At 43.9% G+C, this 22775-nt stretch carries 23 protein-coding genes; 16 read left to right on the top strand and 7 right to left on the bottom strand.

The features are described from left to right. The 5 genes from HCJ96_RS14350 to HCJ96_RS14370 all read right to left on the bottom strand — a co-directional run bounded on the left by HCJ96_RS14350 (position 1) and on the right by HCJ96_RS14370 (position 6350). Positions 1–4167, bottom strand: a complete 4167-nt coding sequence (locus tag HCJ96_RS14350) for an EAL domain-containing protein (protein WP_169211758.1) — start codon at positions 4165–4167, stop codon at positions 1–3. A 232-nt stretch (positions 4168–4399) separates the two neighbouring features. Further along, entirely contained in the window at positions 4400–4633 is a 234-nt protein-coding gene (locus HCJ96_RS14355; RefSeq protein WP_169211759.1) for a DUF2789 domain-containing protein, read from the bottom strand. Between the two features lie 140 nt (positions 4634–4773). Beyond that, positions 4774–5136 carry a DUF2750 domain-containing protein gene (locus HCJ96_RS14360; RefSeq protein WP_169211760.1) on the bottom strand — a complete coding sequence of 121 codons (363 nt, stop codon included), beginning with the start codon at positions 5134–5136 and terminating at the stop codon, positions 4774–4776. 59 nt (positions 5137–5195) lie between these two features. Then, positions 5196–6041 (bottom strand): LysR family transcriptional regulator, encoded by an 846-nt coding sequence (locus HCJ96_RS14365; protein WP_169211761.1) that lies wholly within the window; start codon positions 6039–6041, stop codon positions 5196–5198. A gap of 147 nt (positions 6042–6188) precedes the next feature. Continuing rightward, entirely contained in the window at positions 6189–6350 is a 162-nt protein-coding gene (locus HCJ96_RS14370) for a hypothetical protein (protein ID WP_169211762.1), read from the bottom strand. Between the two features lie 306 nt (positions 6351–6656). Here HCJ96_RS14370 and HCJ96_RS14375 point away from each other — a divergent pair, with 306 nt between their 5' ends. The 3 genes from HCJ96_RS14375 to HCJ96_RS14385 all read left to right on the top strand — a co-directional run bounded on the left by HCJ96_RS14375 (position 6657) and on the right by HCJ96_RS14385 (position 9253). Next, on the top strand, positions 6657–7013 hold the full coding sequence (locus HCJ96_RS14375) for a MaoP family protein (protein WP_169211763.1): 357 nt from the start codon (positions 6657–6659) through the stop codon (positions 7011–7013). 168 nt (positions 7014–7181) lie between these two features. Next, a complete protein-coding gene (locus tag HCJ96_RS14380) occupies positions 7182–7916 on the top strand; it encodes a PRC-barrel domain containing protein (protein ID WP_169211764.1) in 735 nt (244 codons plus the stop codon). 5 nt (positions 7917–7921) lie between these two features. Further along, positions 7922–9253, top strand: coding sequence for a class II fumarate hydratase (locus tag HCJ96_RS14385; RefSeq protein ID WP_169211765.1), 1332 nt, complete (start codon positions 7922–7924; stop codon positions 9251–9253). 41 nt (positions 9254–9294) lie between these two features. On the opposite strand, the gene HCJ96_RS14390 is transcribed toward HCJ96_RS14385, so the two are convergent. After that, positions 9295–9621, bottom strand: coding sequence for an ArsR/SmtB family transcription factor (locus HCJ96_RS14390; RefSeq protein WP_169211766.1), 327 nt, complete (start codon positions 9619–9621; stop codon positions 9295–9297). Between the two features lie 175 nt (positions 9622–9796). Between HCJ96_RS14390 and HCJ96_RS14395 the strand changes: the two genes are divergently transcribed. From HCJ96_RS14395 to HCJ96_RS14455, 13 genes are all read left to right on the top strand, one after another. Beyond that, positions 9797–10150, top strand: coding sequence for a rhodanese-like domain-containing protein (locus tag HCJ96_RS14395; protein WP_169211767.1), 354 nt, complete (start codon positions 9797–9799; stop codon positions 10148–10150). A 103-nt stretch (positions 10151–10253) separates the two neighbouring features. Further along, positions 10254–11168 carry a LysR family transcriptional regulator gene (locus tag HCJ96_RS14400; RefSeq protein ID WP_169211768.1) on the top strand — a complete coding sequence of 305 codons (915 nt, stop codon included), beginning with the start codon at positions 10254–10256 and terminating at the stop codon, positions 11166–11168. Between the two features lie 215 nt (positions 11169–11383). After that, positions 11384–13276 carry a putative bifunctional diguanylate cyclase/phosphodiesterase gene (locus HCJ96_RS14405; protein ID WP_169211769.1) on the top strand — a complete coding sequence of 631 codons (1893 nt, stop codon included), beginning with the start codon at positions 11384–11386 and terminating at the stop codon, positions 13274–13276. A 322-nt stretch (positions 13277–13598) separates the two neighbouring features. Beyond that, entirely contained in the window at positions 13599–14930 is a 1332-nt protein-coding gene (locus HCJ96_RS14410) for a sigma 54-interacting transcriptional regulator (protein ID WP_169211770.1), read from the top strand. Between the two features lie 14 nt (positions 14931–14944). Continuing rightward, positions 14945–15169: a hypothetical protein gene (locus HCJ96_RS14415; RefSeq protein WP_169211771.1), complete on the top strand. Its 225-nt coding sequence runs from the start codon at positions 14945–14947 to the stop codon at positions 15167–15169. A gap of 5 nt (positions 15170–15174) precedes the next feature. Beyond that, entirely contained in the window at positions 15175–16686 is a 1512-nt protein-coding gene (locus HCJ96_RS14420) for a sensor histidine kinase (RefSeq protein ID WP_169211772.1), read from the top strand. Next, the gene (locus HCJ96_RS14425; RefSeq protein WP_169211773.1) at positions 16676–17128 is read left to right on the top strand and encodes a response regulator; all 453 of its coding nucleotides are present in this window, start codon (positions 16676–16678) and stop codon (positions 17126–17128) included. Before HCJ96_RS14420 ends, HCJ96_RS14425 begins: the two co-directional genes overlap by 11 nt. Before the next feature lie 31 nt (positions 17129–17159). Continuing rightward, positions 17160–19151 (top strand): response regulator, encoded by a 1992-nt coding sequence (locus HCJ96_RS16480; protein ID WP_169211774.1) that lies wholly within the window; start codon positions 17160–17162, stop codon positions 19149–19151. A 175-nt stretch (positions 19152–19326) separates the two neighbouring features. Continuing rightward, complete coding sequence (locus HCJ96_RS14435; protein WP_169211775.1) at positions 19327–19665, top strand: DUF883 domain-containing protein; 339 nt, start codon at positions 19327–19329, stop codon at positions 19663–19665. Positions 19666–19668: 3 nt separating this feature from the next. Next, the gene (locus tag HCJ96_RS14440; RefSeq protein ID WP_169211776.1) at positions 19669–20154 is read left to right on the top strand and encodes a hypothetical protein; all 486 of its coding nucleotides are present in this window, start codon (positions 19669–19671) and stop codon (positions 20152–20154) included. A gap of 9 nt (positions 20155–20163) precedes the next feature. After that, positions 20164–20421 carry a hypothetical protein gene (locus HCJ96_RS14445; RefSeq protein ID WP_169211777.1) on the top strand — a complete coding sequence of 86 codons (258 nt, stop codon included), beginning with the start codon at positions 20164–20166 and terminating at the stop codon, positions 20419–20421. A gap of 10 nt (positions 20422–20431) precedes the next feature. Then, on the top strand, positions 20432–21001 hold the full coding sequence (locus tag HCJ96_RS14450) for a CC0125/CC1285 family lipoprotein (RefSeq protein ID WP_169211778.1): 570 nt from the start codon (positions 20432–20434) through the stop codon (positions 20999–21001). Between the two features lie 300 nt (positions 21002–21301). Next, entirely contained in the window at positions 21302–21763 is a 462-nt protein-coding gene (locus HCJ96_RS14455) for a PA2169 family four-helix-bundle protein (protein WP_343034729.1), read from the top strand. A gap of 143 nt (positions 21764–21906) precedes the next feature. Here the strand turns inward: HCJ96_RS14455 and yfbR are convergent, their stop codons facing one another. Continuing rightward, complete coding sequence (gene yfbR, locus HCJ96_RS14460; RefSeq protein ID WP_169211780.1) at positions 21907–22545, bottom strand: 5'-deoxynucleotidase; 639 nt, start codon at positions 22543–22545, stop codon at positions 21907–21909. Positions 22546–22775 lie beyond the last annotated feature (230 nt).

Raw genomic sequence — 22775 nt, forward strand, 5'->3', positions numbered from 1 at the left:
TCACCAGCGTTTAAACAGCAATTCAGGTATATGCAGCGCATCGACCGGCTTCGAGTAAAAATAGCCTTGCTGACTCACGCAGCCATTGTCGGCAAGATACTGGGCCTGAAAAGACGTTTCTATTCCTTCAGCTACGCATTGCAAGTTCAGTTTTCGCGCGAGATTGATTGTTGCAGTGACTAATGCATGCTCATCATTATTTTCGCTGACATCATCAATAAAACTTTTGTCTATTTTCAAAACGTCTAGGGGGAACTTTTTGAGATAACTAAGTGATGAATAACCCGTACCAAAATCGTCCATGGCAAGAACAAACCCGGCATCATGAAAGCGATTTATCTGTCGTAGGGCATCGTCTGCATTTTCAATTAACACCCCTTCCGTGATCTCAAACCTAAGGGCAGACACAGGTAATTTAAATTCGTTTAATAACTGAATGACGCTGTCTAGATCAAATTCGGTCTTAAAATGCAGCGCAGATAAATTGATTGACAGGTAACCGGTAAATCCCTTGTCGTACCAAAGTTTCAGATCAGCCACCCCGCGCTCCATAGCCAGGCGCGTTGCATCGATGATATAGCGCAGTTGCTCTAGTACTGGGATAAAATCATTGGGTGCGATCCAGGCTGACTGCGTTTGGCAGCGCATCAATAATTCAACGCCTTCGGTTATTTTAGTGCTGGCATTCACTATCGGCTGATAGTGATTACAAAATCCCTGCTCCTGCCAGGCAAGCCTTACCCGGTTTTCTAACTGCAGACGATTTTTAGCCGCTTCGTTCATTTCGTGTGTATAGTAGTTGAATCCGCTGAGCGCATCTTTTTTGGCACAGTACATAGCGACATCTGCCTGCTTCAATAATTCATTCGAGTCAGATGCATCATCAGGGTAGAATGAGATCCCCACACTGCAGGACACCCTTAACACTTCCTTGCCGATAGAAATCGGCGTTTCAATTGCTTCTATCAATTCAGAAACAATTGGGGAGACCGTCTCCATACCCGCAACGCCCTCAAATATAATAACAAACTCGTCTCCGCCTAAGCGCGCCACGGTATTTTTATCAGTCGCAATGTTGCGCATTCTGTTCGCTACTACCATTAGCAATTTATCACCATAATCGTGACCCAGTGAGTCGTTGATCCCTTTGAATCTGTCTAAATCAACAAACAACACCGCTACTTTAGTTTGGTTACGCCTCGCACTGGCAATTCCTTGCTCCAGCCTGTCCAGCAACAGGTTTCTATTTATCAGTCCGGTTAGTCCATCGTAGTTCGCAATTTTGATTAGTTTTCGTTCTGCATCTTTTTGTATGGATATGTCGGAAAATACCATTAGGAAGTGGTCGATTTGCTGCGCTGAATTTTCCTCTGCTATTGCCGTGATATCAATAAGAACATCATATTTTTGGCCATCGATACCTGCGACCTGCCCCTCTTCCTTAAGGTAATCACCGGCAGACAATCCACTAAGCCGTTGTTTAAACTGATGTTCCAATTGTGGTGCTTGCTTGTAGAGGGCGTGAAATTGTTTGACCAGATCTTTTCCCGAACTTAAACCAAATACGTTTTCGAAGGCCGGGTTGATGGCTAGCGGTTGCTTGTTAGCATCAAAAATAACTACCCAGTCCCGGGTTTGTTTAAAAGCATCCCCAAACAATCGAACCTGTTTTTGAACTTGATTCAATCGCAGGATCTGACGATGACGATGCTGTAAATAAATAACCACAAACAGCAGTGCCAATACGACGAGACTACCAATAGCTAACGGCGAGCGAAAAGGAGCGTAGGGCATCGAAAAGCTAATTGCTGCTGGCAGTAATGTGTAATCAGCATGCTGTTTACTAGCTGAAACCTCAAACCTATACGCTCCTGGCGATAAGAATCCAAGCGTTATCTGGGGTTCGCGGGTGACCCCTTCACTGACCGTTTTTCCGTTACGGAATAAGCGATAGCGGAAATGTAGATCACCGCTAAGATTGGTGATATTGGAAGAAAAGTTAATCGTCATACCAAAGTCAGTATGTTTAAGTTTAAGATGGCTGCCTGACAAATTGCGCATGGCGGTTTTGTACTCGCGGGAATCTAAATCTACCGAGGTTATCACCAGCGTCGTGGAGAATCGATTAGCCTGAGCGTCTTCAATAATTTCCTGGGGGTAAAACATCAACATGCCGTTGGTGGAACCGAAGACCAGCTGGTTATCTCTCAGCATAAGTGCCGCGCCATCATTAAACTCTGAAACGGTCAACTCTTTTCCGTATCGGTAATTTTTAAGTAGATTTTGTGCAATTGAATAATGGTGCAATCCGGAGTGAGAACCAAACCACAAATTTCCATCGTTATCTGCCGTCAAACCATACACAATATTTGAGAGCAGCAGATTCTTTTCGTTGAGCTGACTTTTTACCTCAAACGTTTTCGCATCAAGGCTGTAGATACCGTAGCGTGGGAAGGCGACCCATAAATGGCCATCAGCCAGCGCGTACGAGCTGATCGCGGCATCGTTGTTCTTTTGTTGCTGTGAAAAGTGAAAAATCTTTCTGGTTGCGAATGATTGGGTATTGACCAACCATAGCCCGTCCAGTGTCGATAAGAAAATTTCACCCTGGTAAAACGGATGTTCATTAAGAAAACTGGCACCAAAACGCGGATCAATTTGGTCTTCAGGTATTGGCAGTACTTCAAGAAACTGCTCATGCGGATCGTAGCGATAAAACCGGTCAGAAATAAAATAGATTCGCCCCTGGGCATCACTGCCGGAACCATAGATAAAATGGTTAAAGACATCCGCTGACGCTTTATCCTGTGTGGGCGGCAACGTCAAAGTGTTGTTGTCTGGGTCAAACCGTCGTAATGAGTCGAATGTCTGCAAAATCAGCTCGCTGCCTGATGCCGGGAAAATACGGTCTACCTGTACTGATTCATAAGATCTTTGGCTGTTGCTGCTGAGGAAAAAATCTGTGGTATGTGTGACCAGATTCAAGCGCGTAAGTCCGTTTGCGGTGCCCACCCACAAAGTGTCATCGTCTTGTTGCCAAAAACTCCAGACAGCATTATCGGTAAGTACAGCTTGATTATTGACACCGTTTTGCAGGGTTTTGATCGAAAGTGTTTTTGGCGACCAGTACAGGGCGCCACCGTGAGCTGACCCCAGCCAGAAGTTACCACTGGCATCCACAGCAATTGTTTTTATTGAAGGGTGGGATAATTCAACTTTTTCATTGTCTGGCTCTAATATATGAGTCCATTGCCAGCGCCCATCCACTTGCTTAAGACTAACCAGTCCAATATTGGTGCCCAACCAAAAACTGTCTTCTGCATGGCTAACTTGTTCCCACACGTTCAAATCAGACGTGATGTGCTCGAAGAGGGGCGCAGTAGCATCATTATTACGTACATAATCCAGCAGTTGTGGCAGGGATGTGACAAACAGTCCGCCCACTGTGCCTACCCAAAAACGTAATTGATCATCCAGTAAAAAATGTTTTACGTTTTTATTATCAATAGTAGCGGCGACATCACCTAAATAATTCAGCGAAATTGCAGTATTCGATGTTTGTGTTAAATCCAGAGCGATCAACTCGTGTGTGGCACCAATCAATAATACGGACTGATAAAGGCTAACCACACGAATTGCATTTTCGGCCTCACGGGCTGGCTGGGTTAACTGATAAAGGACATCGACTTTTTCACTGTCTCTATTTAAACGAATAACTTCCTCAGGCAAAGCAACGATAAGTTCACCTTCTGCAGTTTCAAAAAAATGCGTTGCGGGCTGTACCCATTCCGGAGAATCGCGGTAGGGACGTCGCAACACATTATCAATGTGATTTGCAGCGAGATCGTATCGAAACACGCCGCTTCCCGCTGTACTTATCCATAAGTTGTTCTTGCTATCGACAAACAGGGTCGTGACACTGGCGTTCACAAAAACATTATCAGGTCCGGCGATAACTTGATTCCGATAGCCATCCCAGCGGTTCAATCCACCATCAGTGGCTAACCAGACAAACCCATCCTGATCGATTACAATTTTGTTCACATTATCCTGTGACAACCCATGCTTGGATGAAAGGTATTTAAACGAGGGCGTTGTAACGACTGGCTGCGCCTTAAGCGCACTAATAAAACAACTGAAAAAGAGTAAAATGAAACCATACTTCATTTTCAAAAATACCTGTATAAGACCAGAATCAAGATGCGTATATTTACAAATTATAAGAAGAATCACCTACTGAAGTATGAGTCTTATATAACGACAGATTTTTTCAATAAAGTGGGGATTGTATGAGTTTGAATAATAGACTACCAACAGGTTGAATTCAAAAAAGAATTCAACCTGTTTATTGTTCAAGATGGATAGACAGAGGAGACTTTTGTCGATAAATCGCTGGCATTTACTGATGCAATTGCACGTTTAGTTGGTCAATTACTTCAGCCCATTCAGCGTCCTCAATTAAGGCGCGCTTAAGAAAATCTGCTTGAGAGGCATTCCAAAAAGGTGCTTCCTCTATGTGACGGCTGTCGTTCATACCGCGATGTTGTTCAATAAATCGCTCAATTTCCTCGTCACCGGAGTCTAAGCCGAGTTGCACAAAGAGATCCTGCATGGTCGGTTGTTGCGTGTACATAACATTATCCTCAAATTGCGTTAAAACAGTTTCAGCAAGCACTTGTCGTTTCAACGAAGCGAGCAAACGTAGGGATCACGTGAAATCTTACGCAAACTCAGCGCAAGCCACCTAACAGGACGCAAAGCGGCTTGGTGTGATCACTTGCTCAACTGAGCAGAAAACTCTTCAGGGGATAGCACTTCCCCCTCCTCTCCAGGCACCGGGCATACCATCACAAGCAAATCGTCACCGGCCAGACCAGACTGCCATTTTTTCATCCAGTCACTCAATGAAATGCGTAACGGTTTACAATCCGCCCATTCATCCGTGGCCCACAACTCGGCCAGCTCGCTCGTTGGCCACACCGGCACGCCATCTTCTTCATCTTCGGTGTTGAGCATGACGCATCCATGTTCATCGTTGAGGATCCAGACTTCTTCATTTTGCACCATTAACTTAAGCGTTTCATTCAATCGCTGTTCGGGCGACATTGCCAATAAAGGGTGATCATGTTTTTTCATAATGCTCTCTAACTAATCAAGAAATAAACCAAAAGATAAAAAGTAAAGCGGGTTCGTTTTCATTTAAGGGTGTTCAAATGTGTCCAGCTTTTAATTGCACCGTACATGTCCGCCAACCCTTCGCGTTTGCTGGATTTCAGCATACTTAAATAAACGGTGACACTGATCCCTTCCATGCGTTGTACCAGCTTAGCTTGCGGTGAGTGTACTGAACGTTCTTTCGCATTCATTGGCAATATTGCTAAGCCCCCTTCTGATGCAAGCGTCGATACCGCCACATTTAGCGAATTTGTCTGCAGTCTGGCATCCCGTAGATCTGGGTGCTGATGCATTAACAATTCGTGTGCCTTACTTCCCCAGTCCACCGCGATAAAATCATCCGGTTGCAGCACTTTTTTCTCTTTTAGGCTAAACAGTCCCAGCGGAATGGTCACAATCGGATTGCAAACCACATCTTCGGATTTTAATGGTTCGGTCGATAACGCGAAATCAACCACACGTTCATGTAATTGGCGGGTCAGATTATCTAACGTCAATACTTCGGCTTTAACCGACCAGGCGCGAAAATTGGTATGTAAAAAACGAAGCAGGTCTACAAGGCGCAAGTCGCACGCCAGTTGAGTTGCACCCAATACGACATATTCAGCGGTTTGTTCACGAAGTTCCCGCTTCGCCTGTTTTAGGGTATCACAGAGCTGTTGAGCAAAAGGCAATAGTTTCTCACCCGCGGGTGTCAATTGAATGCTGTTCCGGTGACGTTCAAACAAGGACGTATGAAAATACTCTTCTAACAATTTAATGCGAGCACTGACTGCAGACTGAGTCAGGTATAAGTTTTCAGCTGCCTTACCAAAATGACGGGTATTAACCACTTCGAGGAAAGTAGTGAGGAAACGAATATCCATGGATGTCTAGCTATAGAAGTGAATCTGAGACATAAGCTGTCACAGATTCACTTACATGTAAACCTTGTAGGCAGATTTACCACTGACAAAGAGTGGGATAAGATGTCACGTTAATAGACATCTTCAGATTGTATAAGGAGTTGTTTATTATTCCTGATGAAGACGGCGTTGCTTTTCCTTTCGCTGAAGATCTCTCTTTTGTTTATCTTTAACCAAATGACGACGGTCACTGCCTTTTTTGGAAGGGCGATCATCTTCATCTTCTACCGAGTCCCATTCTTCTCGCTGGTAACGATAGTCTTTACTCATTGTAGCCTCATTGTGATAGTTTCATGCGCATTATCATGCGACTATTTAAAATAGGAAACGAATAATATTTGTTGTAACGATGAATAATTTTTAACCGAGCATTCACAACAATGCAAGTCGAATTCATCCTTATGCAACACTATTTACTGTTCAACCATAATTTTAGTGCACATTTTATATATGCCACAAAGGCCGAACCAATTAATGCAATTTTTTTTATGGATAAGGACATTTTTTTTTGTTTCCCTTTTTCATATTTCTCAATTAAAAGTCAGCCAGAGTTAAACCACAGGCGTGAGAGTAATTATGAAAGCTCCTGATATCCGTATTTCTGCCAAACCTTTTATAGACCGTCAACATTTTCCATATGGATTTAGAAAGTCGGGCGATTTCAGCATTGCCGAGTCTGATTTACTGACCCAATATGGCATCAACCTGCTTGCTTTTGAAAGCGGTGAATTACTACCTGAGTCAGACGACGAAAAGCATTTTGTTGAGTTTGTTCAGGGCAAATCAGCTGCCGTTAATTCGCTTGAAAAAGCATGGCAGAAATATGTTCACCTGGCCCGGGGGAAAAAGCATTTTTACACGTTGCACAGCTCGGCCAGCAACCAATCTGATTATGAAGAAGACTTTTCTGACGAAGAGTTTGACGTAGCCTGACGAACACAGGTCATGCACAATTCTATTTGCAAAAAGGCGAAGCAGATTAACTGCTTCGCCTTTTTTTGTAATTTCATTGAATGATCCTTCCTTAATTTTCCAACGAATGGAGTTAAAACCCGTTTTTCACTCTACACTTAGTAGACGTAGGAAGTTTAAGGAAGCGCCATGCTAATCTCATTTAATCAACTTACTCACTTTGCTATCCACGCCACAGATGGCGATATCGGTGGCTGTAAAGATATCCTGTTTGACGATCAGGATTTTGTAGTACGCTATTTTTATGCAGATACTAACACTTGGCTTCCGCTTAGCCGAAAAGTCGTCCTTCCCCCTATTGCGATCCTGAAGCTGGATACCAAGGAGGAAAAAATTCATGTCGATATGACCCGCAAAGGACTTAAAGACAGTCCGTCTATTGATGAGCATAAACCGGTTTCCAGAGAGTACGAGGAAACCTTGTTTAAGTATTTTGGTTATGGTTATTACTGGATTGGACCGGGTGCATGGGGTGATTTTGCTCACCCCACCGAGTTGGCTAATGTTGATTTAGACAAAGCCCAGCAAGACGGCCATCCCAACGTGACTAATCACCTGCGTGCCTGTAGCGAGGTGCATGGTTATGAAGTGCCCTTAGGTGAAGATGAAACGGGTCATGTCGAAGACTTTCTTATCGACCCGCAGAGCTGGCAAGTGCAACTGATTGTAATTGACACACATAACTGGATCCCCGGTGGTAAGAAGTTTGTTATCGCGCCTGAACACATCGAGAAAATAGACTGGTCTTCACACAAAGTTGACGTCAATTTGGACAGAGAGGCCCTGCTCGCGCAACCTGAAATCGATATGGACCGTTTACACGATGACTCTTACATAGCTGAACTAATGGTTCAGGTAAGGTAAATCTAATGAGTGAACAGAACTTATATCAAAAACAAACCAGCCTCGCGGTAGAAAATTTTGCCATCAGCAAAACGCCGATGCCGGTTGCATTCATTCAGACACTGGGTTTTATCAAAGCAGCATGCGCACAGGTTAATAAAGAACTTGGACTGTTAAACGATGATGTGGCCGAGGCAATCTGGCAGGCTGCAAGTGCCGTTGCTCAGGGTGAGCACTATGACCAGTTTCCGGTGGACGTCTATCAAACCGGCTCTGGCACAAGCACCAATATGAATGCCAATGAGGTTATTGCCACCCTGGCAGGTCGACTGGTATCTGATTCCGTCCATCCGAATGATGACGTCAATAAAGGCCAAAGTTCCAACGATATTATACCTACTGCGATCCACGTAAGTGCGCTGTGGCAGTCTACGTCAGTATTGTTACCGGCCATCGATAATCTGATCGCTGTCATTAATGACAGGAAAGCTGCATTTAAGGACGTGATAAAGACAGGGCGAACACATTTAATGGACGCCATGCCGATAAAGTTATCTCAGGAGCTTTCGGGTTGGCAGGCGCAGCTTTACCTGGCCAAAAGCCGCATTATCGACACCCAAGTCAGACTAAGTCAGCTGGCAATTGGCGGTACTGCCGTAGGAACGGGGATCAATACTCATAGTGAATTCGGAGCACGGGTCGCCTCTTCATTAACTCAACAGCTTGGTATCACGTTCACCGTTACCGACAATCATTTTGCGGCGTTATCGTCCCAAGATACCGCCGTTGAATTTTCCGGTCAATTAAATACATTAGCCGTAGCATTGATGAAAATCAGTAATGATTTACGTTGGATGAACAGTGGTCCATTGGCCGGATTGGGCGAAATAGCCTTAACCAAGTTACAGGCTGGCAGCAGCATCATGCCCGGAAAGGTCAATCCTGTTATCCCGGAAGCGGTAGCGATGGCATGTGCGCAGGTCATGGGGCTGCATACCGCCAACACAGTCGCCGGCCAGTCTGGTAACTTTCAGTTAAATGTGATGCTGCCCTTGATCGGCTCTAACCTGTTAACTGCCATTACCCTATTAGCAAACAGCTGTAATCACCTTGCTACCAAAGCCATTTCCGACATGCAGGTAAATCAGGCGCAACTTGAGAAAATACTTGCCAAAAACCCGATTCTGGTAACCGCTCTCAATCAGCATATCGGTTACGAAAAGGGTACTGAAATTGCCAAAGCCGCATATGACAGCGGTGAAGATATTCTGAGTGTCGCTTCTCGCATGACTGATTTTAGTGAAGATGAACTTAAGCGCATTTTAGATCCAGCCAAACTGGTTAGTCCGGCTGGATAGGCGTATTGCAAAGTATAGCAAAATTACGGATAGCGAAGAGGTTACGCTACCTCTTCCTGTTCACAGAAAAAAGAGTAGAGTAAATCAATAGTTTGTTCAATGCGACGGTCCATTAAACTATAGTAGATAACTTGGCCATCACGACGGGTAGAAACCATTTTCGCTTCGCGAAGTAAAGCAAGATGTTGTGATAAAACCGGCTGAGTGACCGGAATGCGCGTAAGAAGCTCTGAGACTGACAACTCATTCTCAAGCAGTGAACACATCACCATAAGACGGGTTTTGTTAGCAAATTGCTTAATAAACTGCTCAGCATTGGATGCGTATTCAAGCATTTCGCGGGTATCAATTGTATTGTCTAATTCCATGATAAAACTCTTAGAAACCTGCACATATTTGTGCCGCAGGAATTAAATCCTGCAGCGGAAAACAGTTAAACCTACTGTATGAAAATCAACCAGACATTTCGTTTGCCGTGTGTGGAAAATATAAGACGATTCTTATAGTAAAACTTCACGCAAACCTTTATGGAGAAACGCCTACATGATACTCAACATACAACAAAGATTGCAATCAATTTCACCTCTCGTTCGAAAAGTCACCGCCGTAGAAGCGGCCAAAGAATGTACAAAAAATCATGGGACTGTCATTGATGTCAGAGAACCCTCTGAATGTGAAGCGTCACCGACAAAAGGCAGCATTAATATTCCCCGTGGTGTGTTGGAAATGAAAATTATCGACCAGTTTAAAGACCCCGGACACCCTTTCTATCTTCATTGTGCCTCAGGTGTTCGCGCTCAATTAGCAGCGGAACAGTTACTAAACATGGGCTACACCAGTGTTAGTGCGATTACCTGTAACATCAAATCAATAGCCGAAGTTGATTTCAGTGAATGACCTGAGCGAGAGTTTCTTCTCCACCATTTCACGACGATTAGCTATCGAAGCATCGCTGAATATGATGTAATGTTTAAAAAACTTATATAACTTTCATAGTCGCATGCCAAAAGCAACGTTAGAACAATGGCGAATGTTTAAAGCGGTCGTTGATGCCGGGGGCTTCAATCAGGCTTCAACCCTGGTGCATAAAAGTCAGTCCAGTGTCCATCATGCAGTAAATAAGCTGGAAGAAGCGCTCGGTGTAGCATTATTCGATAATGATGGACGCAGAATAAAGCTTACTGAAGAAGGCAAATTGTTGTTATCGCGGGCGACCTGGTTGCTTGAAGAAGCAAAAAAACTTGAATCTGTTGCCCATGGTCTCCAGCATGGTGTAGAAAGTCAGCTTCGCATTGCCGTAGATTTAATTTTTCCCGCAAATATATTACACAAGGTACTGGATACCGTTTCCAGCAAATACCCTTACCTGCGAATTGAACTCATCGAATCCGTACTAAGTGGTGCTAACGCTTTGCTTAACTCGGGTCAGGTTGACCTGGCGATTTGTCCGTTTCCTCATCCAGATGGGTTTACCGAAGAGTTATGTGGCATTAATTTTGTCGCCGTAGCCAGCCCCGGGCATGTGTTAATTCAACAAGGTAAAGCGCTTACGACCAAAGATTTGAAAACCCATCGCCAGATTGTGATACGCGATTCGTCTGCCGAAAGAAAAACCGATTCAGGCTGGCTAGGGGCAGAACAGCGTTGGACAGTAAGTCATATCAGCACCTCTGTGGAGATGATAAAAAGTGGCTTTGGCTTTGCCTGGTTGCCCGAGAAGTTAATCGAAAAGCACTTAAGCGAAGGCTCCTTGGTTAAATTGCCACTTAAGCAAGGAAGCCACCGACATGCTTCGCTTTATCTGTGTTTTGAGGATGGTGAACAATTAGGTCCCGCAGCACGTGAATTCATCGGAACACTTCGTTACGAATTAATGCAACTGCAAGACACACAAAAGCAAACCCTTGATGCTTAGAATTTTATTAAATTATCCGCGTAAATATTGCACAATCGCAAAGAAACAGATATAACCAGAGGGTTGCCGTAAAACACTAATAATAAAGGCGCCAGACATGTTCCCATCGACTCAAGCAGAATTGCAGATCCCTATACCTTTCAGTTTTCGGCATACCCTCATTAAAAATGTTCAGTTATCGATTCGGCTTGTTTAAGCACACATTGAGAATTCGTATGCCTTCAAAGTTTCATCTTTTAAAAGAAAACAGTCAGATAAGAAAACGCATGGTGATTGGCTCGATAGGCCTGACCTTACTTGTCATTGCGATCTTTACCTATCTGGGCTCTGATATCTTACTCAATCTTGAATCCCGGCTTGCACAACGAACGTTTGATATTCAGTTAAGCGGGATTAACCGGGCACTGACTGAGCATCCGCAGCTGCACAAAGCCTTATCTTCAACTAACGCCGAACGCCCCACCCCAGCCTATTTACTACCTGTTCAAAAAGACCTTGTCACCTTACTGCTTGGCCAACAAATTATATATAGAAACCAGACGTTATCGATCCCCGTTGACCCGAATGCCGCTGTCATCAGGCAAAATACATTAGGATTTACTACGTGGGAGAATACCCCCGTATTTATCAATAAGGTTTGGTCCGACGTTCACAAACAGTATGTCACCGCAGTCTGGCTGGCCGACAGTCAGTTTGTCGCCACAGGTCAGATAATTAATCAGTTTACCCTGACAACGCTGGTGACGTTTTTTATCGCCGTTTGGGCCGCCATCATTATATCTGCGTTGGTGACACGGCGGTTTGAAAAGGCCAACCGCTTATTACAGAAGTTGGCCCTGATCGATCCGTTGACGAATTTGCCTAACCGAAATGCCCTGTTAAGCAATCTGCGTATTCCCCGTCACACGGGCGCGCTCTTTTTCATCGATTTAGACCGCTTCAAGGATGTTAACGATGCCATGGGCCATGAGGTAGGCGACAGCTTACTGGTTGCCTTTGCTCAGCGGCTCACGCAGATTGCCGGTAAAAACGTGCGCGTGTACCGAAATCGAAGCGATGAATTTGTTATATGGCATCCCAACCTGGGAATGGATGACGCCAACCAATGGGCATTTTCACTCTTGTATCAATGTCGTGATGCGTTGACAATGCCTGACTACACATTCGAGGTGGGTTGTACTATTGGCGTCGCCTGCAATCCCCAGCATGGTAAAACCATTGGTGGGTTGCTAAAAAATGCTGAAAACGCCATGCATCATGCCAAACAGCTTCGGTTGGGAATTGAAGTGTACAATGACGCTAACGATTATGGTTCCAACTTCCAGGTCACCTTGCGCAGCCAGCTTTATCAGGCGTTACAGCAGCGACAATTTCAACTTTATTATCAACCCAAAATCAATCTGGATTCACATGAAATGATGGGCGTTGAGGCCATCGTACGCTGGCATCACCCCGATGAAGGTGTGCTCTTGCCAGGCTCTTTTATCGATCTGGTAGAGCAAAGTGGCATTGTGCACGCATTTACGCGTTACACCGTTGAAGAAGCCATGAATCAGATCAAATCCTGGAGTGAGCAAGGGCTGCATATACCGGTATCAGTTAACCTCTCCGCTTACAACCTGCTCGATGAAGCGTTCGCGGGATTTATCGAAAGCCTGTTACGTAAAACAGGAATATGTCCCAGCTTGCTTGAGTTTGAATTAACTGAAAGCGCGACCATGGTGGACATTGCCGTTAGCAAACGGATGATTAAAACGTTTAAAACGATGGGTATTAAGACTTCTATTGATGATTTCGGGACCGGCATGAGTTCTTTTGCCTATCTCAGAGAACTGGACATTCACACAGTCAAGCTTGATCGCTCGTTTGTAAAAAATATCCATCAGCGAAAAAAAGACGAGCGCATCGTCGAGGGAATTGTTTCGCTATGCCGCAGTCTCTCTATTGATATCATTGCGGAAGGCGTTGAAACAGCCAGACAAGCCGAAATTTTGCGCAATTTAGATTGTCAGCTCGCCCAAGGCTTTCTTTTCGGTAAGCCAGTACCCTCGTCTTCATTGCAAAACCTGTTTTCAATCCATAAACCGCTCGCCGCACAGGCAGTGTGACTGCCATTGGCGATCTGCATAACCATTCGTATACTTACAGCGAACGTGGTAGAGTTTCGACAGTTTGCTTAATTTCAATGTGCCGCCAGCTGCTTACTTAAGGGTTGACTTAATTCAATTGCTAACCGTAAATTTGTGCGTGTCTTGCCAGTTGCGTTTCAGCATGGTAAAAGGTGGCGCAATCGCTTTTACATTCAGCTATACAGAAGAAAGTATGTGCTGTGCAAAATGAGCCCAAAGAGAAGTTTAAAGTGATCTTATCCATCGTTTTGAATGTACACTTGTCATTCGTAGTTAAAACCATAATTAAAAGGACGTATCTGTGCTAACTGTATTACTCGTTGATGATGATCCCGAATTCACCGACGTAGCCTGCACAATCATTGAATTCCTCGGTCATGAAGTCTTAACTGCTGGAAACCTAAAAGAAGCAAGAGACTGGCTGGAAAAAGAACAATTCGATCACATCCTGCTTGATTTTATGCTCCCGGACGGTAGTGGAGTTCACTTATTTGAAGAGTTGGATCAACTTGCAAAACGTCCTCGCGTTACGCTCATTACGGGTCACCCATCGGTTCGTGGCATAATCAAAGGGTTATGTGGGCCGAATATCGATTATCTTGTCAAACCCATTCAGCGTGAAGAAATTGAAGCTGTTCTCGAAGGCAAAAAAGCCTCTAAGAGCACAGGCGGCTCCAATATCAAAAAACATTTCGGGCACCTGATTGGTGAATCGGCCCAAATGAAAGATTTGTATAAGCTTATTGAACGTGTCAGCCGTACCAGTGCAAACGTCATGTTGCTGGGAGAAAGCGGAGTGGGAAAAGAAGTCGTCGCGGAATCTATTCATGAAGCGTCGGAAGTTGAAGGTCCCTATGTGGCGACCAACTGTGGCGCGTTTTCCAAAGAGCTGATTGGCAGTGAATTATTCGGTCACGAAAAAGGCGCCTTTACGGGTGCGGTAGGCCGCAAGTCTGGTGTATTTGAACAGGCCGAGGGCGGCACGCTCTTTCTGGACGAAATCACTGAAATGCCCATTGATATGCAACCAAATCTGCTAAGGGTTTTGGAAAATAAGGTTGTTATCCGTGTTGGCGGCACAAAAACAATTCCAGTAGCATGCAGAGTGGTCTCGGCTACCAACCGAACTATGGAAGAAATTGCCGAAAGCAAGGTATTACGAGAAGATATTTATTTTCGACTGGCAGTATTCCCTATTACCATCCCCCCTTTGCGCGAAAGAAAGGAAGATATTCCACTTCTTGCCACTTATTTTATTGACGAGCTCAATAAAGAGAATGATACCCGATTTGAGTGGGATGAAAGTCAGCTTGATATGCTAACAGCCTATGATTGGCCAGGTAATGTGCGTGAACTACGCCATTTTGTTCATCGCGCTGCGATCATGAGCGATCCAGACAAAACTGAACTAGACCTGCCAAAAACCATTGAGTCCCCGTTTGCTAAGAAGCAGTCCACCACACCCGCACTTCAAGCAGGCAGAACGATTGAAGATGTTGAAAAAGAGTTGATTTATGCAACGCTTGAAAAAGTTAATGGTAACAAAACGTTAGCAGCAGAGATGCTAGGAATAAGTACCAAGACGCTTTATAATCGACTACACGCTTACGGCGACCTGACCAAAGAAGAATAATAAGAGGGAAAAACGTGAACGAAAAAGAATTTTCCACCGTTACCGCCTATGTTCACGATGCAAGAAAGCCGTTAAACAGGATTTCGATGCAGGCCGAATTAGTTAAGATGGCCCTGCAGGGTGAAGTGCCCGCAGAGAGAGCTTTAAATGCGTTGGACAAGATAATAGCCAGTACAAAGGATTGCAGTGAACAATTGACTAACATGGTAGATGTTTTGGGCAATTCAATAACGGAATAAGTTGTATGAGAAACGGGCTGTTGCAGTCTTTTTATAGTTGGATTGCCATTGTTGCGATTATTATCATTGTACTCACAGGTAACTCCTTTTACGTCATCAGCACGTTAGATAATCTGGCCAAACTGGAAGCCAGGTTATTTAACATTTCAAAAATAACCGAGTCGGTTACCAAACTCCATGTTGCAATTCTTAGAACGCAGTCAGGTAAACGTGGCTATTTGCTTACCCGCGACGAGGAATATTTAACAGACTACACAGCAACGCTCAATAAGCTGAATGATTTACTGGATGAGGTTGAGTTCAAATCGCAAGAGCTGGAAGATTTCCAGAGAGAACAAATCGAAAAACTGTTATCACTGAGCAAAGTCAAACTCAATGATATGATCAGCACCGTAGAGCTGGCCAGAAACGGTCGCTTTGAACAAGCCATGGAAATTGTGAATACCCATCGCAGTCTGGTGTTGTATGAAGAGTTTGATAACACTTACAAAAAGGTAAGACGCAGCGTCAATAAGGTACAAAGCGTACACCTAAAAAACCTTAATCAACTTCGAAGTGAATCGATTACCACGTTGGTGGTTTCAGCGGTATCCACGGCATTGTTGATTATTTTAATATTTATCTTGCTGAAAATGAATGTCAGAGAAGCGTACCGCCACCAGAGAGAACTTGAGGCACATAACGAAGAGCTTGAACAGAAGATTGACTTACGCACTCAGGAATTACAGATCTATTCCGATGAGTTAGCGCGTAGTAACCGCGAACTTGAAGACTTTGCATTTGTGGCATCACATGATCTGCAGGAACCATTGCGTAAAATACGTGCATTCGGAAATCGACTGGAATCAGGCTATTCCGATGTCATTGATGAACGTGGTCGCGACTTCATGGGTCGCATGCTGAACGCAGCAGAACGTATGTCTATGTTAATAAGGGATCTATTAGCGTTTTCTCGTGTAGCCACCCGTGGTAAAGAATTTGAAGCCGTCAATCTGAATGATGTTATCACCAATGTTAAGAACGATTTGGAAATTGCTATTGACGAATCGGATGCGAGTCTGGAATGTGATAAGCTGCCAATGATTAATGGCGATCAGAGCCAACTTGAACAGTTATTTTTAAACTTGTTATCGAACGCATTAAAGTTCCGGCAACAGGATGTATCACCCAAAATAAGCATTCGATTAACGTCGCCCGAAGAAAATGATTTAGAGCACGTCTTTAAAGTAGATGAATACGATTGGATAAAAATTATCATAGAAGATAACGGCATTGGGTTTGAACAATCGTTTGCCGAAAAAATATTTGCTCCATTTCAACGTTTACATGGGCGTAGCGAATATCAGGGTACGGGCATTGGCTTAGCCGTGTGTCGCCGAATCGTAGAACGCCATAACGGTTATATCAGCGCGCAAAGCTCGCCGGGAGAAGGCGCTGTGTTTTCAATAGTAATTCCTGTTGACGGTGAACCCTTCGCCTCAACAATTGGTAAAGGAGTAACGCAAGATGTCGCGTAATAGTGCAACAGCTATTAATATTTTGATGGCAGATGATGATGAGGATGATCGTTTACTTACCATCGATGCTCTGAAAGAAAGTCGGGTACTTAATAATCTCTATTGTGTTGAAGACGGTGTTGAATTACTGGAATTTTTGCGCCGTGAAGGAAAGTACAGTGATCCGAAAGATTCTCCACGCCCAAGTCTGGTATTGCTCGACTTAAACATGCCTCGCAAAGACGGTCGCGAAGCATTGGAAGAGATGAAGAAAGATCCCGCATTACGCAGTATTCCGGTGGTGATTCTTACTACGTCAAAGGAAGAAGAAGACATGCTCAGGGGCTATGATTTGGGTTGTGCTTCCTACATTACAAAACCGGTAAACTTTGAAGGACTGGTTGAGCTGATGAGAGCGCTGGGCAAATACTGGATTGAATTTGTCGAATTGCCTCACGACTGATAAACACACTATTTTCAGGTATTAACTTGTTGTGACTGAGATCATCCGCGTTCTTCTCATCGAAGATGATGAAGACGATTATTTTTTAACTGCTGACTATCTTTCTCAGTGCGAAAACCCGCGTTTTCAGCTAAGTTGGGTAACGAATGGTGAAGATGCATTAGCAGCGTTAAGAAAGAAGCCGTTTGATATCTGTCTGCTTGATTACATTCTTGGTCCTGAAAACGCCATGGACGTGCTTGAAAACCTCAAAGCGAATGGCATTTCAGTTCCGGTTGTGATCCTGACAGGTCAGTCTGATGCCCAGGTTGATGAAATGGTGATGCGCGCAGGTGCCGCTGACTACCTGACTAAGACCGAGATTGAAACACCTCGCTTTATGCGAACCATGCGCTATGCAATGGTTCGTAGTGAAATTGAAAACGAACGTTTAGAGCGGCATAAAGTTGAGCAGCAAAACAAGGCGAAGGACAAGTTTCTTGCTCACTTAGGTCACGAATTACGCACCCCACTCACCTCTATTCTCGGTTACACCGAATTATTATTGGATGACGAAAAGAGCCAGAAAATTCAGCAGGAACTATCGATAATTCATACTAATGGCAAACACTTATTGAGTTTGTTAAACGATTTATTGGATATGTCTCGTATCATGGCCAACAAACTTGAGCTGTCGCCCCGCAATATCCACTTCAGTGCATTTATGACCGACGTGCATTCGCTGATGAATCTGGCAGCCAAGGATAAGGGGCTTTCGCTCACCATCCAGTCAAATACATTAGTCCCGGAACAAATATTCACTGACCCGACCCGACTCAGACAGGTGCTGATTAATTTGATCAGTAACGCGGTGAAATTTACCGATTCAGGACAAATCGTGGTGACAGTTTCCATGCACGAAGGCAAAGGATTGATGTCCCCGCCGAAGCTGCAATTTGACGTGGAAGACACTGGAATCGGTATGCTTCCAGACAAGTTGGAATCTATTTTTCAACCTTTTGAGCAAATCGAAGATGTGATGCGTGCAAACCATGGCGGTGCTGGTCTGGGCCTGGCCATAAGTCGCGAACTGGTGCACAAGATGGGCGGTGAACTGACAGTTTCATCTAGCTTCGGCGAAGGCAGTATTTTTACATTCTGTATCCACCCTGGCGCAATTAACGAAGATAAACTTGAACAGTTAAGTTTAACCTCTCCCCAGGCAGCCGTTGCTAACAATCCCAACTTGCATGTTTCCGGGCGTGTGTTAATTGTGGATGACTTGAGAGAAATTCGCCGCTTAACCGGCCACTTGGTAAGTCAATGTCACGCCACTGTAGGCTACGCGGAAAACGGCGTAAAAGCGCTTGAAGCGGTATTATTAGCAGAAAAAGAGAATCACCCTTATCACTTGGTGTTAATGGACATCCATATGCCGGTGATGAATGGAATTGACGCGCTTAATGCATTGAGGCGGCATAATAGTAATGTAGCTGTGGTAGCAATCACTGCCGCGAGTCGCAAAGGGTTGAAACAATCGTTGCTTGATCAGGGATTTGATGATGTCATCGGCAAGCCGATTGATAAAGCAGAGCTGCTAACGGTGCTGGATAAATATCTGATACGCACCTATGGACCCACTATCGAAACTAATGAAAGGGACAGCGTATTACATCGACATTTACCTAAAGATGATGCGAATCAACGAAAAAAGATCCTGGTTGTCGAGGACGATTATGACGCATCAGAATTGATGCAGTTGCTGCTAACCCATCAGGGTCATGATGTTTTGGTTGCCCACACCGGCAATGAAGCAGTGCAAAGTCTTAAAGAGTCCAGCTTCGATTACGTGTTACTAGATTTGACCTTGCCCGATACAGACGGTTATAGCCTGGCAGAAGAAATAAAAACTTTTCAGGGTGATATTTGTATTGTCATCGTAAGCGGATATGAACCTGATAAAGAGAGAATGTCTCAATTAGGTATTGAGGAAGCACTTATCAAACCTGTAAGCAAAGAAATGTTAGCCAATTTAATTGACTGAATTTATTTACGAAATTATTACAAGTTTGCTGAATAATTTACCTATTAAACCCTTATAATCCCTCAGCTCGCAAGATTATCCCTTATATTTCATACAATTAAAATTTTTCTCATGCTGGTATGTGCCTTGCAGCCCTTCTCCGTGCATTTGCAAAATACTTTTCAAGGAGATTTTTATGGCTACGCACGCAACGCATTCTTCTACACCTGGTAACGCCGCTGGAGATGTACGGGCAAACAGTGTTTCAGACTCTACTCATCCTGTTACAGACAAACTGCAAGAGTCTCTTCATAGCTCGGTGGATAAACTGGCTGGTTCAGCGCGCCGTGCTGAAGAAAATATCCGTCAATCTGCGCATGATTCAGCAGAAAATTGGGAAAAACGTAAAGCCGACGCTGAACAGAAGTGGCAGGGCTCAGCCGTTCGTAAATATGCTATTGAAAACCCTCTGGCGACAGCTGGTATTGCGTTCGCTGCGGGTATGTTGCTGACATCTATTTTCCGTAGCAAATAAGCAATGAGTAATTCCAATTCTCAGCGACAACAACCGCCCTACTCCGCTGACGAAAAGGATCCGCACTGCCCGGCCAGTGACACTGGCCGGGCAAGTGATTGCAATGAAGAGACGTCGATTTACGATGAAGCCTCAATTGCACGCACTATCGAAGTGGCGAAAAACGCTTTTGAATTGAAGAAGCAGGAGTTGCAAGCCGTTGGTGAAGTGGTTGCGGCTGAGACCGAATTGCTGAAAAAGTCTACGGTTATCACCGTTGCTTCGCTAGTCACCGCATTTGTCTTTTCCTGTTTTAGCTGGATTGCAATAAACGTCTTACTCGGTATGGGTCTGGTTGATTTAGGTTTACATTATCTTTTATCAGGCGCAATTGTGTTTGCCCTGAATGTCAGTGTAGTTATTTTTGCCCTTATCGTTGCTCACAATATGACAAAACGAATTTCGTTACGTCCCATTTTTGAAGCATTGTTAGGCAAAGCTGGAAACTAGGTTTGCATTATGAGCATGTTTATCAACAAAGAGTTATATGCGGTGAAGGCGTCACGACGACGCTTCGATATAGCCAAGCGGAAAAGTGACAAAGCAGACGAGCAATTAAAAATAAATAGCAAGTTACTCATTGCGTCGCCCGTTGGTGTATTAGCGTTTTTTAGTATAGGAGCATATAAAGGGGCCACCACTGACAGTCCGCCCTCCCGACGCAGGCAGGCGATAGTTACGTTCCTTCGCACGGTACTGATAAAATTTTTAGCTTAAGGAGAAGTATATGTTTGAGCGAAAAAACCTAACCCGCATTACCTATTTTATCAGCAGCGCAATTTTTTCGCTCACCCTGTTATTAGCATGTTCAACAGTACCCAATGCTGCACCTACTGAATATAAAGCGGCTAATTTACCTAATGGCTATGGTTATTCAAGTACCCAATTATCTGCAAATGAATATAGAGTCATGTTTAAAGCGACGGATAAGACTTCAGCCGATCTGGTACAGGAATACACCCTGCGGCGAGCAGCAGAACTGGCAGAAAAACAAAATTACACCTGGCTCACGATTGTAAAAACAGATATAGAAAAGAAGCGGGGTCAGGGCAAATCAGCAGTTAGAACTAAACCTACAAGAAGCGTAAACCCGCTGCAGGACCAGCAGTGTACCATGTCGGGCTGTGAGCAAGTCGCTCAGCCGTTTATTGAAAATGAAGATGACATTGAAGTACAAACACTGCCCATGTCAGATATTTATTACTCGATCGTGGTGAGAATGAGTCAAACAAAATCCAGCGATGGTGCTTTCAATGTCAGCGAGCTGCTGCAAAAAGTAAACCGCTCAGCCGAGTAAGTATTGCCGCGTCAATGCTGGCACTTCTTCCGGGGGGCTGTGCGGCGGTAAAAATTTCACGTCCTTATCTGAATAATTTATATACTTTTCTAGCTTAGTTGCGATTGGTTATAGACAACCACGCTACCCATCCTTGTTTAGCTCTCATAATTTATTGATATGTATGCAGAATTATTATTGAATTAAAGTTAAGCAATTGAATTAATTACGGTATGTACCATGCAAGAGCCTTTATGAAATTTTTGTTATTCGTGTTTATCATTTTGTTGGAGAAAATTCGTGGGTCATCAAGCTCCTGATGTGAAAAAAATTTCAGCGCTCATTAAAGTGCTCAATGGAGGCATTGAGTTCTACCAGGAGGGAGTCGAAAAAATTAAAGAGGCAAATCTTAAGGCCTTGTTTGGGCAAATGATTGAAGAGAAACAAGAAGCGGTGGCTTCATTGCAGGGCTTCGCCGTAGCTGAACAGGGACATACTGAAACCCAGAATGATTTTGGCGTTGAAATAAGAAGTATGTACACAAAGTTGCTAGGAAATTTTACCAGCGACATGGCGCATACTTATATTGAGCAATTAGAGGAAGTTGAAGATAAAGTCCTTCAATCCATTGATGATGCCCTTGAGGTTAAGCAACCAACCAGGTGTGCAACAGAGCTGCGGCGTATTCGTACTCGCATGCAACAATGTCATGACCAGATGAAGTGGTTTAAAACTGAATCAGAAAAACGACGTTTGTCTCCAGCACTGAGTCGAACAAGCTAAAGAGAATCAACGTGTTTTCTCCTTCCCTACTCTTTAATTATCAAGGAATTGGGTAAGGAGATAGTGCTGGAAAGGTTCAAGCGTTTTGCCATTATTGGACCACGTGCAATATCAATTGAGACCATCAGTTGATGCCTTTATAATCAAAGATGCACGTCATTCGATCGAGCGACCCAGTTCATGTCCTTCGTTTGTTCATCTAAGGTGCCTTTGGCATCTTCCAGGAAAATCTGACAAAAGTAATCAACGCACTGATATTGTTCACGATACGATTTTAATTGTACTTCCATTTCCTGCATTGCATTGGCAAACTCAGAGTTTGACTTAGATAGTTCGTAATCACATTTAAGGTAAGCACACAGCACATCCGCGGCCTTAGCCAACTTTACATGCATATCTTGTTTATTTTGCTCAATCAGTGGACTATAGCGTTGCTGAAGTACTGCTGGTAACGTCTTTATAAGCATACCTTCAAAACGTTTCTCTAACTTTTTAATTGCCGCAGTGGTTTCGGGATCATGATATTTAACCGGACTGGGAATATCACTCATTCCTGCTATTTCACTGCCCTCATGAAATATTGCCATACTGGCGACCCTATCGGGATTAATGTCTTCGCCAAATACATCCGCCGCAATGGCGCCAAGCATATGGGCTACCATAGATGCTTCATAAATATGAGTAGATAACATTTCTTCCTGAAACTGCGCCATCAGGGGCCAACGCTTAACATTTCTGGCGCGCTGCATAAGACCGATAAAAGCGGAATGGTCTTTCGCCATAAGTCACTAAACCTTTTCAATGACAAATTTACTGCATTATATCAATATTTAACTTAATTAATGTCGGATTTTTAAAATTTAGAGTGCCACCAATGATTTATCCCGTGTAAAAAGTGCAAGATTAAATGTAATTAATTATGGCAAAAATATCCGCAGGATAACTCAAATCACACATTTCCTTTTAAATTCATAAACATAAGTCATTGGCATAAAAAAAGCATAAGTGTAGA

The sequence above is a fragment of the Alteromonas ponticola genome (assembly GCF_012911815.1).
GTDB classification, from domain to species: Bacteria; Pseudomonadota; Gammaproteobacteria; order Enterobacterales; family Alteromonadaceae; genus Alteromonas; species Alteromonas ponticola.

What these genes read in the sequence shown, in the direction of transcription:
- HCJ96_RS14370 (WP_169211762.1), bottom strand. Translation starts at nt 6,350, where the DNA reads ATGAGTAAAGACTATCGTTACCAGCGAGAAGAATGGGACTCGGTAGAA.
- HCJ96_RS14395 (WP_169211767.1), top strand. Translation starts at nt 9,797, where the DNA reads ATGATACTCAACATACAACAAAGATTGCAATCAATTTCACCTCTCGTT.
- HCJ96_RS14420 (WP_169211772.1), top strand. Translation starts at nt 15,175, where the DNA reads ATGAGAAACGGGCTGTTGCAGTCTTTTTATAGTTGGATTGCCATTGTT.
- HCJ96_RS14405 (WP_169211769.1), top strand. Translation starts at nt 11,384, where the DNA reads ATGCCTTCAAAGTTTCATCTTTTAAAAGAAAACAGTCAGATAAGAAAA.
- HCJ96_RS14390 (WP_169211766.1), bottom strand. Translation starts at nt 9,621, where the DNA reads ATGGAATTAGACAATACAATTGATACCCGCGAAATGCTTGAATACGCA.
- HCJ96_RS14375 (WP_169211763.1), top strand. Translation starts at nt 6,657, where the DNA reads ATGAAAGCTCCTGATATCCGTATTTCTGCCAAACCTTTTATAGACCGT.
- HCJ96_RS14440 (WP_169211776.1), top strand. Translation starts at nt 19,669, where the DNA reads ATGAGTAATTCCAATTCTCAGCGACAACAACCGCCCTACTCCGCTGAC.
- HCJ96_RS14425 (WP_169211773.1), top strand. Translation starts at nt 16,676, where the DNA reads ATGTCGCGTAATAGTGCAACAGCTATTAATATTTTGATGGCAGATGAT.
- HCJ96_RS14355 (WP_169211759.1), bottom strand. Translation starts at nt 4,633, where the DNA reads ATGTACACGCAACAACCGACCATGCAGGATCTCTTTGTGCAACTCGGC.
- HCJ96_RS14385 (WP_169211765.1), top strand. Translation starts at nt 7,922, where the DNA reads ATGAGTGAACAGAACTTATATCAAAAACAAACCAGCCTCGCGGTAGAA.
- HCJ96_RS14450 (WP_169211778.1), top strand. Translation starts at nt 20,432, where the DNA reads ATGTTTGAGCGAAAAAACCTAACCCGCATTACCTATTTTATCAGCAGC.
- HCJ96_RS14350 (WP_169211758.1), bottom strand. Translation starts at nt 4,167, where the DNA reads ATGAAGTATGGTTTCATTTTACTCTTTTTCAGTTGTTTTATTAGTGCG.
- yfbR (WP_169211780.1), bottom strand. Translation starts at nt 22,545, where the DNA reads ATGGCGAAAGACCATTCCGCTTTTATCGGTCTTATGCAGCGCGCCAGA.
- HCJ96_RS14365 (WP_169211761.1), bottom strand. Translation starts at nt 6,041, where the DNA reads ATGGATATTCGTTTCCTCACTACTTTCCTCGAAGTGGTTAATACCCGT.
- HCJ96_RS14435 (WP_169211775.1), top strand. Translation starts at nt 19,327, where the DNA reads ATGGCTACGCACGCAACGCATTCTTCTACACCTGGTAACGCCGCTGGA.
- HCJ96_RS14400 (WP_169211768.1), top strand. Translation starts at nt 10,254, where the DNA reads ATGCCAAAAGCAACGTTAGAACAATGGCGAATGTTTAAAGCGGTCGTT.
- HCJ96_RS14445 (WP_169211777.1), top strand. Translation starts at nt 20,164, where the DNA reads ATGAGCATGTTTATCAACAAAGAGTTATATGCGGTGAAGGCGTCACGA.
- HCJ96_RS14380 (WP_169211764.1), top strand. Translation starts at nt 7,182, where the DNA reads ATGCTAATCTCATTTAATCAACTTACTCACTTTGCTATCCACGCCACA.
- HCJ96_RS14360 (WP_169211760.1), bottom strand. Translation starts at nt 5,136, where the DNA reads ATGAAAAAACATGATCACCCTTTATTGGCAATGTCGCCCGAACAGCGA.